12 protein-coding genes, 1 tRNA gene and 1 pseudogene are annotated in these 19,674 nt (G+C 43.8%); 3 read left to right on the forward strand and 11 right to left on the reverse strand.

Annotated elements, in window-relative coordinates; all coding sequences use genetic code 11:
• Positions 1-367: 367 nt before the first annotated feature.
• Positions 368-985: a 50S ribosomal protein L25/general stress protein Ctc gene (locus tag NYP55_RS00970; RefSeq protein WP_016840381.1), complete on the reverse strand. Its 618-nt coding sequence runs from the start codon at positions 983-985 to the stop codon at positions 368-370.
• Positions 986-1,365: 380 nt separating this feature from the next.
• Between NYP55_RS00970 and NYP55_RS00975 the strand changes: the two genes are divergently transcribed.
• Together NYP55_RS00975 and NYP55_RS00980 are read left to right on the forward strand one after the other, a co-directional pair.
• The gene (locus NYP55_RS00975; protein ID WP_415688214.1) at positions 1,366-3,435 is read left to right on the forward strand and encodes an AMP-dependent synthetase/ligase; all 2,070 of its coding nucleotides are present in this window, start codon (positions 1,366-1,368) and stop codon (positions 3,433-3,435) included.
• A 755-nt stretch (positions 3,436-4,190) separates the two neighbouring features.
• Positions 4,191-8,534: a Tat pathway signal sequence domain protein gene (locus NYP55_RS00980; protein ID WP_472781430.1), complete on the forward strand. Its 4,344-nt coding sequence runs from the start codon at positions 4,191-4,193 to the stop codon at positions 8,532-8,534.
• Positions 8,535-8,872: 338 nt separating this feature from the next.
• Here the strand turns inward: NYP55_RS00980 and era are convergent.
• From era to NYP55_RS01010, 6 genes and pseudogenes are all read right to left on the reverse strand, one after another.
• A pseudogene (gene era / locus NYP55_RS00985) lies at positions 8,873-9,945 on the reverse strand (GTPase Era).
• A gap of 13 nt (positions 9,946-9,958) precedes the next feature.
• A complete protein-coding gene (locus tag NYP55_RS00990) occupies positions 9,959-11,500 on the reverse strand; it encodes a hemolysin family protein (RefSeq protein WP_472781516.1) in 1,542 nt (513 codons plus the stop codon).
• Positions 11,490-12,017: an rRNA maturation RNase YbeY gene (gene ybeY / locus NYP55_RS00995; RefSeq protein WP_004132890.1), complete on the reverse strand. Its 528-nt coding sequence runs from the start codon at positions 12,015-12,017 to the stop codon at positions 11,490-11,492. Before ybeY ends, NYP55_RS00990 begins: the two co-directional genes overlap by 11 nt.
• 2 nt (positions 12,018-12,019) lie before the next feature.
• A complete protein-coding gene (locus NYP55_RS01000; protein WP_472781431.1) occupies positions 12,020-13,288 on the reverse strand; it encodes a PhoH family protein in 1,269 nt (422 codons plus the stop codon).
• Positions 13,289-13,291: 3 nt separating this feature from the next.
• Positions 13,292-13,660, reverse strand: coding sequence for a histidine triad nucleotide-binding protein (locus NYP55_RS01005; RefSeq protein ID WP_016833138.1), 369 nt, complete (start codon positions 13,658-13,660; stop codon positions 13,292-13,294).
• Positions 13,661-13,772: 112 nt separating this feature from the next.
• Entirely contained in the window at positions 13,773-14,570 is a 798-nt protein-coding gene (locus NYP55_RS01010; protein ID WP_016833140.1) for a 16S rRNA (uracil(1498)-N(3))-methyltransferase, read from the reverse strand.
• 117 nt (positions 14,571-14,687) lie between these two features.
• On the opposite strand from NYP55_RS01010, the gene NYP55_RS01015 reads away from it, so the two are divergent.
• Complete coding sequence (locus NYP55_RS01015) at positions 14,688-15,845, forward strand: succinate dehydrogenase/fumarate reductase iron-sulfur subunit (RefSeq protein WP_472781517.1); 1,158 nt, start codon at positions 14,688-14,690, stop codon at positions 15,843-15,845.
• A gap of 19 nt (positions 15,846-15,864) precedes the next feature.
• Here the strand turns inward: NYP55_RS01015 and NYP55_RS01020 are convergent, their stop codons facing one another.
• The 4 genes from NYP55_RS01020 to NYP55_RS01035 all read right to left on the reverse strand — a co-directional run bounded on the left by NYP55_RS01020 (position 15,865) and on the right by NYP55_RS01035 (position 19,665).
• A complete protein-coding gene (locus tag NYP55_RS01020; protein ID WP_016833142.1) occupies positions 15,865-16,728 on the reverse strand; it encodes an LOG family protein in 864 nt (287 codons plus the stop codon).
• Between the two features lie 122 nt (positions 16,729-16,850).
• Entirely contained in the window at positions 16,851-18,110 is a 1,260-nt protein-coding gene (locus NYP55_RS01025) for a Na+/H+ antiporter NhaA (RefSeq protein WP_016833144.1), read from the reverse strand.
• 152 nt (positions 18,111-18,262) lie between these two features.
• Positions 18,263-18,335, reverse strand: a tRNA-Ala gene (locus NYP55_RS01030).
• Between the two features lie 133 nt (positions 18,336-18,468).
• Positions 18,469-19,665, reverse strand: a complete 1,197-nt coding sequence (locus NYP55_RS01035; RefSeq protein ID WP_472781432.1) for a hypothetical protein — start codon at positions 19,663-19,665, stop codon at positions 18,469-18,471.
• Positions 19,666-19,674 lie beyond the last annotated feature (9 nt).

Genomic DNA, 19,674 nt, shown 5'->3' on the forward strand with positions numbered 1-19,674 from the left:
AGTCCAGTGGACTTTACATGCCAAATCAGCCGAGCGGCTACTAATAGCCGTGAGGAATAGCGTAGCGCGCGAATGCACTTCGATTCGCTGAGCCGCTTAAGGCAGAAGCACTGCTTCTGCGCGGCGAAGACGTTCGCGCGCTTAGACCGCGCGAACGACACGACCTGCTTTTCCGCTTTTTGTACCATTTTTTAGTCAAATTTGGTACAAAATGCGGAATCGTGTGAGATACAAAAACCGCGCAAGCCAAGAAAATCTTGACTATGCGCGGCTTGTAAAATCTTAGAAAATCCTAGAAAATCCTAGAAAATCTTAAAAATGCCAAGCAAATCTTAAAAAATTCTAAGCAAAAATTCTAAGCAAAACCTTACTCGGCAGCAGGAGCTTCCGCAGCAGGAGCAGCAGCATCGGCTGCAGGAGCTGCAGCTGGCTCTTCTGTAGCAGCATCTTCTGGAACGGTGACGCTAACAACAGACTCTTCGCCATCCATGTCGAGCACAACGCCCTCAGGAAGCTTAACGTCTTTAGCAAACACCTTGGCGCCATCGGTTAAGCCGTCAACGTTAACCACCAAGCGCTCTGGCAAGTTGGAAACGTCTGCGCGAACCTTAAGCTCCTGAACGTCTACGAATGCAACAGCAGCACCCTTTGGAGTGCCTTCAACAAACACTGGCACCTCAACGTCAATCTTTTCGCCAGCCTTAACTTCGTAGAAGTCAATGTGCTCAACAATGCGCTTAACAGGGTTGCGCTGAACATCCTTAACAACTGCGATTCGAGATTCCTTGCCAAACTTAATAGTGAACAAAGCGTTTGCGTGACGAAGCGAAAGAGTGGTCTCCCTCATTGGAAGAGTAACGTGTACAGGTTCAGCACCGCCAGCGTAAATGCTTGCTGGAATCAAATTGGCAACACGCAAACGGCGAGCAACACCCTTACCGAACTCATTGCGCACATTGCCTTCAAGTGTAATCTTTGTAGCCATATCGGTCTCCTTAATTATCTGGATAGATTGATTAATCCAGCTTCAGGCGCACCGACGCGCCGAAAACCATATTGGCATCAGCCCAGTCGATAACGGAACTTACACAACAATCGCAGTGTTATTCCCTCGCCAAAGCAACTTGTCTAGTCTACAAAAACACTTTGACATGCGCTTATCCAAAAAATATCAACACAAAATCAAGGCAATATCAAGGCAAAAAGTGACTTGAGCTATACAAGCTATTATCATATATAAAAGAAGTAAGCGCGCATTAAATTGTGTGCTTAAAAACAAGCTGATTTTGTGACTCAAGTTATAACACAAATTACATGTTGCAACACAAATTTATGACTCAAGATTAGCGCAATTAAGGAGCAGACGTGTCCGTGCTAAACACACTCCAGAAGCAAGCTTTCAACCTTGCCCGCAAGGCCTTGCAAATCGGCAGCAACTTCGCGCATCCAGTTAGCGACGATCGCTCGGGAAGCCAAGACTACCCGCAAGTCGAAGAAAAACAAGAAGCAACAAACACGCTACTTGCGCAAAAATCGCGTCTGCCTCGCGTAGATCTGCCTCGCGTAGAAGAGTGGGGCGCAGAAATGCCAACCACAACGTTCCTAGACCCACAAACTGGCTTGTTGACTACAAAAACCGAGGGAAGCGCTCCGCTAGATGAAGGCACAAGCATCTACGACTTGTATGCCGATAGAGCAGCCCGAATGGGAGACGATCCGCTTTACACGTACAAAGAAAACGACGAATGGGTTACAAAAACAGCAAATCAGTTCCTTAAAGAAGTGCGAGATGCCGCAAAAGGCTTAATGCACTACGGTTTGCGCAAGGGCGATGCTGTTGCGTTAATGTGCAAAACATCGTACGAGTGGGATATTGCTGACGCTGCAGTTATGGCTTGCGGAGGCGTGCTTGCTACGATTTACGACACTGATTCTGCCGAGCAAATTCGCAACATTGTAAACAACTCCGATTCGCGCTTTTTGATTGTTGGAACAACCGACATGAAGGAAAAGGCGGACGGCGCAATCGAAGAGTGCCCAAGCCTTGAGCGCATTATTTGCATAGAAACAGGCGGATTGGCGGAACTTCAGGCTTTTGGATACGCTGTTAGCGATGAAGAGCTGGACGAGCGCATTGACTCGGTTAAAAAAACCGACTTGTGCTCAATCGTGTACACTTCTGGCTCTACGGCTGCGCCAAAAGGCGTGGAAATGACGCATGAGCATTATTGCACAACGGCGTTAAACTTGCCGATTTATTTGCCAGACTTGCTTAGCGAGCCTGATGGATCTGTGCTGTTGTTCTTGCCTCAAGCACATTCGTTTGCGCGCGCAATCAACTATATTGTTGTTGCTAGCACGCTTAGAATCTACATTGCACAAGGCATTACAACGCTTATATCCGATCTTCAAGTTGCAAAACCAACCGTTATGATTGTTGTTCCTCGTGTGCTCGAAAAAGTGTATAACGCGGCTTCGCAAAAGGCAGGTCACGGCGCTAAGGGACTTGCCTTCCAGGGTGCTGTTGTTACAGCTCAGCAATATATGAAGGAAGTACAGGATTCTGGAGATGCTAAGGCGCTAACAAAGGCTCGCCGCGCTGCTTACGATCCGCTAGTTTACCGCCCGATTCGCCAAGCGCTTGGCGGACGCGCGCGCTGGATTGTTGCTGGCGGGGCTCCGCTTGACCCAGAGCTGCTAGCGTTCTTCCGCGGCGCAGGCGTGCCAGTTTACGAGGGCTACGGTCTTACGGAAACCACTGCCCCATGCGCATTTACACCTATTGGCGTTCCATTCCGCGAAGGCTCCGTTGGCATTGCTTTCCCAGCTTTCACTTTGCGAATTGCTAAAGATGGCGAAGTGCAAATTAAGGGCACTTGCGTGTTTAAGAAATATCACAAGAATGAAGAGGCCACCGAGACTTCGTTTACAGAAGACGGATGGTATGCTACTGGCGATTTGGGCAGAATTGACGACGATGGCATGATTTACATTACTGGTCGCAAGAAGGACTTAATTATTACTGCTGGCGGCAAGAATGTGGCTCCTGGCCCTATTGAAGAAGTGATTAAGCGTTGCGATCTTGTGTCTCAAGCGCTTGTTCTTGGTGATAAGAGGCCATTTATATCTGCTCTTGTTACTTTAGACGAGGAGATTTTGCGCAACTGGCTTAAGACCAAGGGCTTGGACGAGACTATGAGCATGGAAGATGCCGCAAATAACGCGGTCGTGCGTGCAGAAGTCCAAAAGTTTGTGGATATTGCAAATGAGGGCGTATCGCGCGCAGAGTCTGTGCGAAAGTTCATTATTTTGCCAGAAGAGTTTACTCAAGAAAACGGCTTGATGACGGCTTCTATGAAGATTATTCGCCCTCGAGTTATTAACCGATACGCTAATTTGCTTAACACGCAAATGTACACGATTCGCAAGAAGTAGCGCTTCTGCGCGCGACGATTTGCATTCGAGCATAAAGCATGATGTGAAGTGTGGCATTAATCGCCAGCAAATCGACTTGCGATTTACGCGCGAACTACTCAAAACCGCGGTTGACTGGTTCTAACTGACTCGTCTTCCGCGGTTTTTCGTATCTACTATGCACAAAAATAAGGTTATGTCGCTCGCACATTCTCTTTATCTGTTGTTGCGCGAGGTTTGAGTATTTCTCTCCTCGCAAGTCCCGTCGCTACGCTCCTCTTTTATTGCTCGTATAGAAATACATCAAACCTTCTGAATATCTAGAACAATTGCGTAGCTTTCATCACCGAGATTCTCGATTTTTCTTGCTCTCTCGGCGAGTCACCACCTTCGGCGCTGCGAATAGACTTGCATGAGCGCTTAAAGCGTAGCGTGCGAATGCACTTCGATTCGCTGAGCCGCTCAAAACAGAAGCACTGCTTCTGTGCGGCGAAGACGTTAGCGCGCTTAGACCGCGCTAACGATACGCCTCTTTCGCTGCGAAAAATCTCGAATCTCCACATAGTTTGGTGTAATCATGTGTACACTCTGAGCACTCATTTCTTCGCTTACGTTAATCCATAGGTATTTGATAAAATCGCATTGAAAACTTGATACCCCCCCCCGGTAGAAAATATGTTTTCCAAAACAAGACGAACGGCAAGAAATTGCTAAAAATCTTGTTCAAAAACACGAGAACTAACGATTTCCTATTATCAAACATGAGGAGAGGTTTTATGAATGCTAAAATCGCAGCAGCTATATCTTTAGGCGCAAGTTCACTGGCATTATTCGCAATGGCAAATGTGGCAAATGCCGATGTTGTAAATCAAAACTCAGATAATGCAAATGTTGAAATTAATGCTAATCATGAGAATCCTAATCCACAGGAAGCTAAAGCAAATGAACTCGCAAGAGAAGCTGAAAAGCTTGAGCTAGAAACCAAAACAGAAATAGACAAAGCCGATGAAACTGTTAAAAACGCAAATAGCAAGCTTGCAAAAGTAAATGAAAAAGTAGAAGACGCATCCAAAAAAGCAGCCGAAGCTATAGAAGCGAAAAATCAAGAAGAAAAAGATGCAGAGGATGCAAAGAAGCAAGATGCAGAAGCTAAAGAAAAAGTAGATGCAGCTCAAAAGAGAGTTGACGAAGCCGAAAAAAATAAAGAAAATGCACAATTAGTGGCAACTAACGCCGATGATGCAAAGAAGCAAGCAGAAAACACTGAAGCACAAGCTATAGATGCAAAGAAGCAAGCAGAAACACAACTTGAACAAAATCAAAACGAACTACAAAATGCCCAAAAAACGGTAGATGAAGCAAAAACAAATCTGAATGAAGAAAACAAGAATCTAAACGCAGCTAAAGAAAATCTTGAAAAAGAAAAGTCATCTTATACTTCTTTAGTTAAAAGCGCAAAATCTCTTGAAGAAGCAAAGAAGCAAGCAGATAATGAGCTTAAAGACAAAGAAACAGAATTAAAAGAAAAACAAGCACAGTTAGAGCAACTTAAAAAGTCTGATTCTGCTTTAAGTAATGCGGATTTGGAAAAAGTAAAACAAATTGCTAAAGAGAAAGAATCCGTTTATAAGCAAGCTCAAGAAAAAGTAACAAAAATTAAAGAAACGCTTACTGCAAATACCCAGAAAATTAACAAAACAAGTGAAGAACTAGAATCTAAAGAAAAAGAACTAGAAAAAATCGGTGATTACAAAAAGCTAGTTGAATCTTACAAAAACTTAGACAATCTTAGAGGAAAAGCAGATGCAGCAGAAAAGGTCTACAATGCTGAAAGCAAAAATGATTCTAATACAGAGAATTCATTAGAGAAAAAGTCTGACTTCTACAAGTTCTTGCAATATGTGATTAACACTGAAAAAGCTAAGGAAAATAACAAGAACGAATCTCTTATTGCAGACGCTGAGCGCGCTCAGAAAATTCTTAAAGGCGAATCATATGTGATTCCAAGGCAAGATTTCAAAGATGAATCGTATAAAGAAGCACAAACAATAGAAGCTCCAACATGGTATGAAGATATTGTAAAACCTGGGCTTGGTAGAATTGGCAGCGCTGACTCTTTGCAAAACATGAAGGAAGCCACTGAGTATTACGATGCTTTAAACGAGTACAGAAGAAACGATAACAACGCGTTGCAAAATGTAAACGTGCGTTTAAGCTTGATTGCCGAAAGCATTGTGCATTCCTTCTACTCGGCTGCCATTAATAATCATGCAGTAAACCATGAAAAGTATGATAACGCTAGCGTTATGGACACTACACCGTACAAAACTGCAGAAAATCTTGCTTGGGGTGATTACGACGGCCATAAAAATGGTCGAATGAAATATTCAAATAACGATTGCAAAGTTCTAGATGACGGTAAAACTTCATGCTTAAAGCAAATTAAAACGCAAAGCACAGAACCTAAACCTACGGACAACAAGTGGAATGCCTTAGACGGCTGGTATACGATTGAAAAGAATCGCTATGAAGAAGCTAGAGATAAAGGAATCTTCTACACATTCAATGGCGATACAACGATTGAAAACAAACTTTCTGAAGCTGGCAAGCAATTCCTTAAGGACAATCAATATGATTTTGGAATGAAATTAAGCCAAAATCCAAACACAAGATTATTCGAAAAAAATGACGAAAATGGCAAGCTAACTAATTTATTTAGTCTTTCCGTAGGTCATTACACTACTTTTGCTAGAAAAGATATAACCGCTGGCGGTTTCGCAGAAGGCGATTTATATATTCAAGAAATTCCTAAGATTTCTGGCGGTAAACAAGAAACTGTTACAAAAAATGAAGATGTTGCCGTATGGCACGGAAGCAATGAATCTTCGATTAGTGTTTCCGAATACAAGAATCTTCTTAGTAATTATGAGAATAGTCTAAAGCAAGAAAAAGCTGATGAAATCGCATCTGAAAATACAGATGAAATCGCTATATTGCAAAAGTTGAATGCTGAAGCAAATAAAGCAAATGCAAATTTGTTTGAAGCTAAGTACAATCTTCGAAAAGTACAATACGATTTGAATGTGCCAGACAAAAAGAGCGCTAAGGGTCTAAAGGAACAAGAGTTAGAACATGTAAAAGCCGAGAAAGAAAAAGCAAATAGTGAAGCTAAAAAATATGGCGACCCTAGCGCAAACTGGGGAAGCGAAGAAAATGCAGCTATTGCAAAAAAGCTTGCTCAGCAGTGGCAAACAAAGTACACGCATCTAGATGGAAAGGTTAAAACTCTTAGTAGCTCAATCGATGCTGCGAATGCAAAGAACTCAGCAAATAAAACTGTCTTGGATGCTTTTATAAATGCTGTATACGATTTTGATAGCGCTAAGAACGAGTTAAAAGAATCTCAAGAAGAATTTGCAAAGCTCACTATTGAAGCAGAGAAATACGAGAATGAGTATAAAGTTGCAAGCAAAAATGTAGAAGAAGCCGAGAAACAATCTCAGTTAACTGGTGAAGCAAAGCAAGCTAAAATCAGCGAGTTTGAAGAATCTGTAAGGAATCTCGAATCTGCTAAAGACGATTTGCAAATCAAAGCTAATGAGACCGCTACTAAATTTGCAGAAGCCAACGAGAAGGTCACGAAACAAGATGAAACTGTTGGTAATGCCACACGGTTGCGTGATTCTGCTCGTAGCAAAGTTAGCAAAGCAGAGAAACAATTAAAACTTGCAAACAAAAATGTAGAAGAAGCTGAACAGAAAGTTGCGAAAGCTAAAAGCCAAGTTAACAAAGCACAGAAGCAAATTGAAGGTGCAAGACAACAAATTGATTCTGCTAACAGAAAAGTTATAGAAGCTCAAAGCCAAGTTAACAAAGCACAGAATGAAGTAGAAAAAGCTAAAGATGAAAAGCAAAAGGCTGATTCCAATAAGGAAAATACAGCTAAGCTAGTATCTGATGCTGCTGCTAAAACCGCTCAAGCGAAGCAAAAAGCTGATGAAGCAAAGTCTGCTATTGAGCAAGCACAACGCATTACAAAAGAAGCTCAAAGCCAATTTGAATCAGCAAAGAAAAAGGCTGAAAACGTTAAAATGCAAGTTTTGCAAGCAAAGCAAAAAATTGCTGAATTGCATGAGAAAGTTAAGACGCTTTTGGCTGGAGCTAAAAATAACGTAATTGAAAGGTACAACGCTACTTTTGCTGCCGTAAATCAAAGCTTCAACGATCTTGAGAATATGTTTATTCTTCGTTTTAATACGCTTAACACAGTGGAACAGTCTCTTAATAAATCTACTTCTACTTTAGATGAATCGTTAAAGAAAGTGAATTCGCTGAATGGGACTTCAGAGAATGGAAATGCTGGTAATGGTGGCAATAATGGTGGTAATAATGAATCTCCAACAGTGCCACAAACAGTGCCGCAAGCAGATCCGTCTCATGATGCAAGTACGGATTCAGCGCTTGCTCCTACCCCATCTAAAGAAGTAGAATCAGGCAACGCTAATCAAAATACTGGTTCAACTAGTGAAACGCAAAATAACACTAGCAACAGTACGAGCAACAATACGAGTTCTAGTGAATCCTTCGAGAACTACTACAACCAGTATCTTGCAGGATACGCAAACAACTTGTTCGGCGGAAAGCAACTTGGATTTAATGCAACGATTCCAGCTGCACAATCGCAGAGCGCAAACGATGCTAACGGTGCAAACGGAGCAAATGCTCAGAACGCTAATTCTGTTGCGGCGAATAATGTTGCAGGCGCAGCGCACGCTAACCGCATCGCAGCAGCGCTTGCAGCCGCTGGCGCTAAAGCTGCAGCCAAGGATCTTGCTAAAGCACAAGATGCTGCTAAGGATTCTGCTGCTAAGAGCGAGTCCGCAAAGAACGATGCAAAGGATTCCGCAAAGAGCGAATCTAAGAACGACTCCAAGAATGATTCCAAGAGCGAATCTAAGGATGATTCTAAGAACGCTCAGGCATCAGGCAACGCACAAAACGGAGCACAAAGCGCATCCAACAGCACTACGCTTAAGGTTGTTGCAGCTATAGCGGCTGTTGTTGCTGGAATCGCAGCAATCGGAGGCGGCACTTACTTCGCTCGCCATCGTCGCGCATAATCAAGACTAAATAAAAAAAACCGCGGTTGACTGGTCTTATAATCGACTCGTCTTCCGCGGTTTTTTGTATCTATCAACAACAAAACCCGTCAAATCGCTCGCGCGTTACAGCGCGCTATTCCTCGCGGCTATTAGTAGCCGCTCGGCTGATTTGGCATGTAAAGTCCACTGGACTTTACATTTGAGCCAAATCACGCTTTGAAGGAGCTTGAAATGCATTATGCAATTTCAAGCTCAGTCAAAGCGCTTTGCAGAGCAGAAGCAGTGCTTCTGCTCTAAGCGGCTCAGCGAGTCTAGGTGATTTCTCGCGCATTATGCAGCTCGAAATCGTCGATTCGCTAGAAACCCAAGCGCTCAAGCTTCTTAGGGTCGCTCTGCCACCCCTTTGCAACCTTTACGTGCAAATCGAGCACAGCTTTAGCGCACGTAATACGATTCACCGCAGTACGCAAACGCTTCTTAACGCGCACAAGATGCTCCGCACCGCGCCCAATAATAATCGGCTTTTGCGAATCGCGCTCAACATACACCGACACAATCACATGCGCTTTATTATCGCTATATTGCACATAGTCCTCATCTCCTGGGCGCACAATGCTATCTACAACAACCGCCAGCGAATGTGGCAACTCGTCATCAAGCTCCTCAAGAAAAGCCCCACGAATCAGCTCCGCAATCATGCTAGAAGGACTCTCCTCGCTGAGCTGATCGTCTGGATACATCTTCGGACCTTCTGGAAGATTGTCAATCAAAACCTTCTTAACTTCGTCAACATTGTCGCGTTCCAAAGCGCTAACTGGCACAATATCCGTAAAATCAGCAAACTGTTGAATCTCAATCAAATGAGACACCAACTCATCTCGGCTTAGCGTATCAATTTTTGTTACGATTCCAATAAGCGGAACCTTCCACGCCCAGTTTCCAGCCGCATCTTTTTTAGCAAAGTCGGAGCGAAGTCGGCTTAGAATTCTGCGATCTCCAGGCCCAATCTCTTGATCTGCTGGAAGCAAGAAAGCAATAGCATCAACATCTGCAAGCGACTCGTCTACAATGTCATTCAAACGCTGGCCTAGCAAAGTGCGAGGCCTGTGGATTCCTGGCGTATCAACTAACACCATTTGCGCGTTTGGAGTTGTTAAGATTCCGCGAATCGCCTTGCGCGTTGTTTCTGGACGAGAAGACGCGATTGCGATTTGCGTTCCGATTAGCGCGTTCATAAGCGTTGATTTTCCAACGTTTGGTCTGCCTACTACAGCAACAAATCCCGATTTATAGCCGTTAAAATCAGGCACTTCTACGCTCGCTTTTAGAGAAGGATCTAAATTAGCAAACATTTCGTCATTCATATCGTCCATATAGTCATCGTCCATATCATTACTCATATCGCGTCAACATCTTTCATACTATTCATAATTCAACACTATTTATTTGCTATTAACTTGCGATAATTCGCTGTCTTTGCCGCTGTCTTTGCCACTATCTTTATCGCCATTCTTGCCATCAGTCTTGCCATCAGTCTTTCTGATATTCTTGCCCCCACTCTTTTCACTATCGTCTTCTTCTTTAAGACCCTGAATATCTTTAAGGCCTTGAATATCTCGCTCAACAAGAATCGTGGAGACTTTCTTGCGCCGCCCAGCAGAATCAACCGCAGTTAGCTTAAGGCCGCGAGTCACAGCGCTCGACCCAACAATCGGCACGTTTCCAAGCAACTTGGTAAGCAACCCAAACACAGTGTCTACATCGTCTTCGTCTATATGCACTTCAAAAATATCTTCCAAATCGGCAATCGGCGTGCGCGCAGGCATTTTCCACACGCCCTTACTCACTTCTTGCGGATCCGCGTGCTGAGTGCGGTCGTGCTCGTCTTCTAGCTCGCCAACAATTTGCTCAATCGCGTCTTCAATCGTAACGAGCCCTGCAATTCCGCCATATTCGTCTACAACAACGGCAACGTGCTGGCGGATTCGTTGCATTTCATGGAATAAATCATCCACTGGCTTGGACTCTGGAACAAGCATTGGGCTTCGGCCAATCGTAGAAACCGCGCGCTCAGATGCCGCAGGATTAAACACAGTTGCGCGCACAGCATCCTTTAAATACGCAATTCCTTCCAAATCGTCAACCGACTCGCCAATTATAGGCACGCGAGAAAATCCAGATCTTGAGCATAATTTTAGGAAATTTTCCAGTGTTTCGTCGTTTTTAACGCAAATCATATCGGTTCGCGGAACCATGATTTCGCGCGTTAAAGTGTCGGAAAGCGTAAGCACATTGCGCATCATCTCCGAAACTTCTGGGTCAAAATCATTTGCCTCTACAAGCCTGTCAATACTCGCTTTAGCTTGATCTAATTGAATATTCTCCAACTCTTCGTCGTCGGAAAGCGCAACATTTTTCTTATGATTTTGACTTTGACTTTGCGAATCCCCACGGCCTGCGATTTTTGCAAAAGGATTCATAAAAACAGCAATCGAAATTATTCTAGACAAGCGCATTAGCTTAAACACTGGCTGAGCTGCGCCCACTGACCTTGGCCGCACAAGAATTGAAACAATTGCAACAATCATTGCCACTATTAGTCCAATTAATAGCGTTAGCCAAAAAGACGCACCAAGAGCCGCCGCGATTGCTGCAAAAGCCACGCCGTCTAGCACATTACACACGATTCGCACAAACGCACACGCTCCGCTCGTTGCGTACCTATCTGCTATAAGCTTTTTTGCTCTGCGGATTCTAGCAAGCTTTCTCAAGCGAACGACCTGACTTTCGTTATCGTTCGTTTGTTCTTCAATCATAAGATTATTAAGACTAGACCTTGTAACTCTTGGCACAGCTCCTTCCGCCGCCGCCATTGCAAGCGAAAGCCACACAAGCAAAACTGCGACTATTGCAATCGCACCCAAACAAGCCCACATATGCGCAGGCAAATCGGGAATCGGCGGAATTGTAATGTTATTTAGCATGATTTTTCTCGTATTCTTCCAGCTCATTTACGGCACCTGCTGGCAAAGTGGCGTCGTAAAGCTCGCCAGATCTAGCCGCAAAGAACGTTAGCAAAAGCTGCCTTTGTAAGCCAAACATCTGCTTTTCTTCTTGAGGCGTAGTGTGATCGTAGCCAAGCAAATGCAACATTCCGTGAATCGTAAGCAATAGCATCTCTTCCATTGTGCTATGCCCTGCCGCCGCCGCTTGCTGAGATGCCACCCATGGGCAAATCACAAGGTCTCCAAGCATTCCTTCGCTAACTTTGTCGTCGCTTCCAGGAGTTAGCTCGTCCATTGGAAAGCTCATAACGTCTGTAGGGCCTTCTAAGTTCATCCACTTTTCGTGAAGACTAGCAATTGGCTCTGGGTCTACAAAAGTAATCGACAAATCGGATTGAACGCTTACTCGCATTTGTTGCAAAACCCACATTCCAAGGTCAGAGAATATTTTTGGGTCGATTTGCCAAACGGTTTCGTTCATCACTTCAACACTCATGATTACTTGCTATTCCTCTCAAGATTTTGCGATTCAAGATTTTGCGATTCGTTGGTTGCTTGCGATTCAAGACTTTTCCGATTTCTACCCTTCTCGCGCCTAAAATCAGCCTCGCGCTTTTCCCACGTTTCGTACGCTTCTACGATTCGCCCAACAAGCTCCGCTCTAACAACGTCTTGCGCGTTTAAGTGAACAAACGCAATACTTTTAACGTCTTTTAGCACGTTCTCAATCGAAGCTAAGCCAGATTTTGGAACCGCTAAATCGACTTGCGTTCTATCTCCCGTAATCACCATTGTGGTGTTAAATCCAAGACGCGTCAAAAACATCTTAAGCTGCTGAACAGTAGCATTTTGCGCTTCGTCTAAAATAACAAAAGCGTCATTAAGCGTGCGCCCTCTCATGTATGCAAGCGGAGCCACTTCCACAACGTTTTCGTCCATATACCTCTTAAGTTGCGGAGCGCCCAACATGTCGGAAAGCGCGTCGTAAAGCGGCCTTAAATATGGGTCTACTTTGTCGTTTAGTGTTCCTGGCAAGAATCCAAGATTTTCCCCAGCTTCTACAGCAGGGCGCGTCAACACTATTCTTCGCACTCGCCCATCTTCTAAAGCTCTAACCGCCTTAGCAACCGCTAAATACGTTTTTCCAGTACCAGCAGGCCCAATACCAAACGTTACTGTATTTGACTCCATTGCTTGCACATAAGCCGTTTGACCCGCGGTTTTTGCGCGAACAGGATTTCCGCCTGCAAACGTTATAACGCCTTTAGCCATTCGCGCTTTGCGGCTCATTGCGCGCCTTTTAGCATCTTCACTAGATGGCATTAAATCGGCAGAATTTCGCGCAAAATCGCTTTCCATTGCACAAGAACCAGAGACAGAACCAAAGCCAGCACCAGCATCAAAAGACTTTAATCCGCTAAACGCTCCGCCTAAAACTCCACCATTGTGCCCAATCCTATCGATTCGCACATCATGTTCAGCGCCTTTAAGCACATCTCTTTCTAGCATGCGTTTTACAGCATATGAATCAACAGGAGCTTCGTAAGCGCAATCAACTATTTTGCGCAACGCGTGTTCAGCTTTGCAAGCGTCTTCCTCGCTTCTTGCGCTTCTAGATACGATTTTCACACAATCCGCGTGAACGGAAATATCTACGCTTGGAAAAGCCTTCTCCAACTCTCTTAAGTTTGAATCTGCTGCTCCCAAAACAGCAACTGGGCTTAATTCGCTTGGAATTTGAACAATACGCGTTGTACTATTTGCCACGATTTATAAACTACCTTCTTCAAGTTTTTCGCCTGTTAAAACATGAGCATGAACATGGAACACGGTTTGACCAGCTCCCAAACCAGTGTTAAAAACAAGGCGATAATCGCCATTATAAAAGTCGTTTGCAATTTTTTGCGCAACGCATGCAATATGAGCCAAAACATCACAATCATTTTGCGCAAGCTCAGCAACATTCTTGTAATGATTGCGCGGAACAATCAAAACATGCACCTTGGCTTGCGGATTAATATCGTTAAAAGCCACTACTGCATCGTCTTCATACACTTTGCTGCTTGGGATTTGCCCATCAATTATCTTGCAAAAAATGCAATTTTTGTCAGTTATGTATGTATTGCATGCTTTATCCATTATTTTGCCCACTTTTCAATAATTCTTATTGCAATTCTTATTGCCAAATACCATTTACTATTTTACACAGAACACGCACAAAGCTCGCAAAGATTGCTCGCAAAATTGCTTACTATTCATACCTTCCAAGCGCTCTAGAAAGCAACGATAAACACACTGACCCTGCTGTAGATGCGCGTAAAATATTGCTTCCTAAAACGCAACTTTTAGCTCCAGCGTCTATAAAACTTTGAACTTCTTCTTCGCTAATTCCGCCTTCTGGCCCTACAATTACGTAAACAGTGCGCGTTTTGCCGTCTTTTAAGCATTTTTCTGTTAAGTCGTTTACGTAGTTTTCGATTTGACTAAAAGAATCCGTTGCGTCTTGATGCAAAACAACTACGAGGCTTCCGTAAACGCATGCACGCCTACAAATCGCTAGAATCTGCTTGCTTGTAACTGGCTCTAAAAGCTGAGGCATCCACGCTCTTCGCGATTGTTCCGTAGCAGCCTCAAGCACCTGATTCCAACGCTTATCTGTGCGCCCTGGCTTCCATTTTGAGATTGACCTATTTGCACACCAAGGAATTACTTCGTCTACTCCGATTTGCGTAGCCATGTCTATTGCTTGCTCGTCGTGACCCGTTTTTGCAAGCGCCTGAATCAACGCTAATCTGGTTGTTGGAGCAGGCTCTTTTATAAACGAATCTACTCTAACTAAGCCATTTTCGCTGTCTGTAATCGTTGCGTGAATTCGCACTCCTTTTCCGTCCGAAAGGTCTAGCGAATCGCCATCAGAAAGTCGCATTGCGCTTATTGCGTGCCTTTTAACGTGTTGAGGCAAGCTAAGAGTCCAGCCCTCTTCAATCCCATTTGCAAGAACGGGCGCATCGTCTTTATTTGTATCCAGCAAAAACAAAGCATCTGTCATAATTTAAGCCTAACGTTAGGCGCAGCCAACATTTTTGCTACTTATGTGATCCTGGGCAAGTATTTCTGTGCAAGTATTATGGCAAACTAGAATTGTATGAATTGGAGGTATGCGCAAATGGTTGACGATTTTAGACGCAACTTTGTGCATCCCATTAATCAAGATTGCACTTTACAAAATGAAGCTTTTGTGACTTTTCGCATATCTCGTTTTACGCCAGATGAAGGTTCTTGCGATTCCGCTGTTACTGGTGATTCAGCGGTTGCTGGCGACTCAAGCACTGGCCCAACCACTAACTCAACACAAACCTCCTCCACTAACTCCCCTGGTTTAGTTAGAAGGCACCGAGAAAGCCCTTTTGCAAAAAAACGCAAAAGTAGCCAATTCCAGGCGCAAAATTCTGGCGATTTACCAGATAAACCATTAAGCGGAAAACATTGGATTCAAGATTATACGATTCGCGCGCGCAAAAACGACACGATTTTAGACTGTTTGCTTAAAATTAAGCGCACACTAGACCCCACTTTGGCATTTAGATACTCTTGCGGTCACGGCGTTTGCGGATCGGATGCTGCAAATGTAAACGGCATGCCTACTTTGCTTTGCACAGCTACAATCGCTCAAAACGCTAGGCAAAATACGCAAAATCAAGGTGTTAGATCAAGCGGTTTTAGAAAAACTGGTAGCGTAAAATCGCAAGCAACCGCAACAGCGACAGAAAATCACAATCCGCAAGTGCAATCTAAAGAAACTCTTTCTTTAATCCAAAATGGAAGCTTTGGCATTATTGAGGTTGCGCCACTTTCAGGCTTTGCTGTTCAAAGAGATCTTATTTGCGATCTTTCCCCAATGATTGCGCAGCTTAAAAGACTTGAGCCATACTTGCAAGCGCAAAATGTTCAAACAAGAAACAGCAGCGGAAAGCTTGCGATTATTGAGTTTTTGCAACACCCAGAGCAGCTTGCAAAGTTTGAGCTTTTAAGCAATTGCATAATGTGCGGAGTGTGTGAAGGAATTTGCCCAGTTTATGCAGGCGGAGAAGCGTTTATTGGGCCTGCAGCTCTTATAAATGCAGCGCGATTTATTAACGATTCTAGAGATAACGCCACTAATAGAAGATTAGAGTTGGCGGATTCTAGCGACGGCATAAGCGCGTGCCAATCCGTGCGCGCATGCTCTAGGCAATGCCCACGCGGAATCGACGTTGGAGAAGAGATTTGGCAACTTACAACGCTTATAAATGAGCGAAAAATAAGCCAAAATAAGCAAGAATAATGTAATGCTTAAGCTAAGACTAGCTAATAAACTTATCTCCGCTAGCAATTCGCACAGCTTCTAGAGGATCGTCTGTAATCGCAAGCAAACTAGGGTCAAAAGACGATATAAGTCCTCTTTCTTTAACCGTAGTTTCAATCCAATTCATAAGACCTTTCCAATATTCGCTGCCGAAAAGCACAACAGGAATTTTAGAAACCTTATGTGTTTGAACAAGCGTAAGCGACTCAAAAAGCTCGTCCATTGTGCCAAAACCGCCTGGGCACACAATAATTCCCGAGGAATATTTTAGGAACATTGTTTTGCGAACAAAAAAGTAGCGGAATTGCATTCCAAGATTCACCCATTTGTTTAAGCCCTGCTCGTGAGGCAATTCGATTCCAAGCCCAACGCTTGTTCCACCAGCTTCTGCAGCTCCGAGGTTTGCTGCTTCCATAATTCCAGGGCCGCCGCCTGTAATCACCGCAAAACCGCGTTTTACAAGCTCTTTGCCCATTATGCGAGCGCTACTGTATTCTGGCTCGTCTGGCTTTATGCGAGCAGAACCAAACACGCTAACAGCTAATCCAAGTTTTGCTAAAGCGTCGAAGCCATCAATAAATTCGGCTTGTATTCTAAGAACTCGCCAAGGGTCAAGGCCTTGCCACGCGTAATTATTATGCGAATCGCCGTTAGGCAAATCGTGTTGCAACAGTGTTTCCGTTGTGCTTTCCTTAGGAATCATTGGACCGCGCATCATTACGGCACCGCTGTAATAAGTGTCTTTCCAAGGTGAATTCTGTTCGGTGTTTTGCGAGCGCGAATCGCAAGAATTATCTGGATTACCTAAATTATCAGATTTACCAGAATTATCTAAATTATCTAAATTATTATTAGAAACCATAAGTCACCTTCTAAAACCTTCTAGTCACTTTCTAGTCACTTTCTAGTCACTTTCTAGTCGTCTTATAATCGCGATTAAAAAGCGCATTAAAGTCAATCTTAATCACTTTTAATTGCTATTAATCACTCTTCAATATCGTCTAATTCTTCTTCCATATGATTCGATTGCTTTGCAAGCATAAATCCTGAAACAGCAGCCGCAATAATAGACGCCACTAGTACGCCGAATCGTGCCTCGCCCGAAAGATCCGCGTCACTATAAGAAAGCGAAGCTATTAACAAAGACACAGTAAAACCAATTCCGCACGCGCATGCTGTAGGAAAAAGATCGCGAACGCGCAAATCGTCTGGAACGCGCAAGCCCATAACTTTCTTAGCAATCCAAGCAGTAATCATAATTCCAAGAGGCTTTCCAACAACTAGCGCAATCGTAATCGCAATTAATATTGGAGACAAGAACAGCTGCCAAGTCAAAGTTTCAAAATGAACTCCAGTTGCAAAAAGTGCAAAAACTGGAAGCGCAAACAAAGAAGACAAAGGCTGAATTTTTTGACGATACCTTTCAGCTCTAAGCGACTTTTCGCCGTGAACAAGATGCGCAGGAGTTAGCAAACCAACCATTACGCCTGCAAGAGTAGGGTGAACGCCAGCTTGATACATCATAACCCACGCAAGCAAGCCAACAAGCGCCACAACAGGCCATGGAACGCGCTTTAATCGCACAAGCATAGTCCACACTAATCCGCATAAAACAACGCCTACAAACCAATACCACGCGTTAAGCGAAGAGAAGAATAATGCGATTAATGCAATTCCAAGAAGATCGTCAACTGTAGCCAAAGTCATTAAAAATGCGCGCAATGCTTTAGGAAGCGTTTTAGCAAAAAGAGCAAGAACTGCTAGCGAGAACGCTATATCTGTTGCTGTAGGAATAGCCCAACCAGAGCGAACCATATCTAAAGACGGAAGCGCTCCAGAAGTAAGTCGCATAATCTCTTGACCAGCGTGCAACTCCGAGAATATTGTAACAGTTCCAGCAAAAAGAATAGGCGGAACAATCATGCCACCAACCGCGCAAATCATTGGCATTGCTGCCGCGCGAGGGTCTCTAAGCGAACCTGCAATAAGCTCGTGCTTTAAGTCTAAACCAACTGTAAGGAAGAAAATAGTTAGCACTCCATCTTGAACCCAGTGGCTAATCGACATGTGAATATTTGTGTATGGAATTCCGATTTGCGTGTGGGAAACAGCTTCAAAAATCGCAGACGTAAATGGCAAATTTGCAAGCATTAATCCGGCTAAAGCGAATCCGAGCATAATCAACCCAGACGTACGCTCATTATTGGCTATTTTGCATGCCACTTTCCACGCGCGCTTTACCATGCGGAATTTCTCCTCTAAGTTTTAAGTTAAGTTTTCAGTTTAGAATGATTGTGCAAAATATGATTTACATGCACTAGGACTTACAAGTATATAAGATACGTATCGAAATATAACAAAAACGCCACTCCGATTAAAAGTGACGTTTCAAATTGTGGAGCTAGGGGGATTCGAACCCCCGACCCCCTCCATGCCATGGAGATGCGCTACCAGCTGCGCCATAGCCCCGTTTTAGTTGTATAGCTCAAACGAACCTTTGATAGAATACAACAGATTTTGCTACCAACCAAACTCGGCGTGTCGTATGCAGCGGTTTTTAGCGCTATTCCTATTCGCTGCCGACTACTCACGCCGCCTATTCTCAACTGCCAGATTGCTGCGAGCCAGATTCGCCTTGTTGCGAAGCAGATCCTCCACTCACTCTGTTAGTCGAAGTCGAAGGCGAAGACGGCGAAGAATCGCCAGAAACCGAGGAATCGCCTTTAGACCCGCGCGCGCCAGAATCCGCTCCAGAAACGCCAGAATCCTCAGAGCTTTGATCGCCAGAATCTGCCTTAGACCCATTTGAATCTAAAGAAGAAGAGGAAGACCTTTCGTGAGTCTTTTTATCTTGCTTTTCGCTAGGATTCTTGCTCGAAGAATTTTCACCGTCTTTACTATCTTTGCTGTCTTTACTATCTTTCTCATCTTGCGCATCTTGAGAGTCTTTTTGCACATCTTTAGAGTTCTTATCTTGATTTTGAACGCCATTATTTTGGCTATTTTGCCGCATTTGATTATTTGGATTCTGGCCATTATCCTGCTCGGTATTTTGGCCAGAAGGAACTAAATTATCTGTGCCCTTTCCTTGAGTAAACAGAAGCACAATGCCAGCAGTAAGAAGAACAGCCGCGAGCGCGCTCAAAATAGCAATAACAATCGTAAGCTTCTTATACTTCGCTTCACTATTTGCGTAATCACTTCTGCCGCCTAATGCGCGTTTAGCGTCGTTAAGAGTAAGAATCGAGTCTTCGTCTCCTTCCGAAAGCGCATTATCTTCTTCTTTTAGCTTTCTTAAGGAAGACAATTCCATAACACTCGTGCTTTCGGCATTAAGTGCTTGCGATTCCCCCGATTTTGCGTTTTGTGTGTTTGAAGAATCGACATCACGTAAAGAATCGCCAGCAACATTTGCAACATTTGCATTAGAAGCCATTGCAACAACTCTTCTAGCTTGTTTTTCTTTGCTCGAATCAATCATATTATTGTAAACTTCGTATTCTTTAGGCATATCATCCTCTAATGCAATAAAACGCGCATTATTTACCACTTTAGTGTCATCTTCTTCATAGCGGATTGAACCTGACTTTAGCGCAGAAGAAGACTGTATCTTTTTAGAAGACGCGTGAATAACATTTTGATAAAGTTGCGATGCTACAGCAGAGACAATCGAACCTATTGCAACGCCAATAACAGACCCCGCAATACCAATTTTTGACGAAAGCAAAAACGCCGTCACAGCTGCAAGAGAGCCAGCTAGAACTTGCGTAAATGATATTCCCTTAAAGAAGTTCTTCACAAGCACACC

The organism is Gardnerella sp. c10Ua_31 (assembly GCF_055700915.1).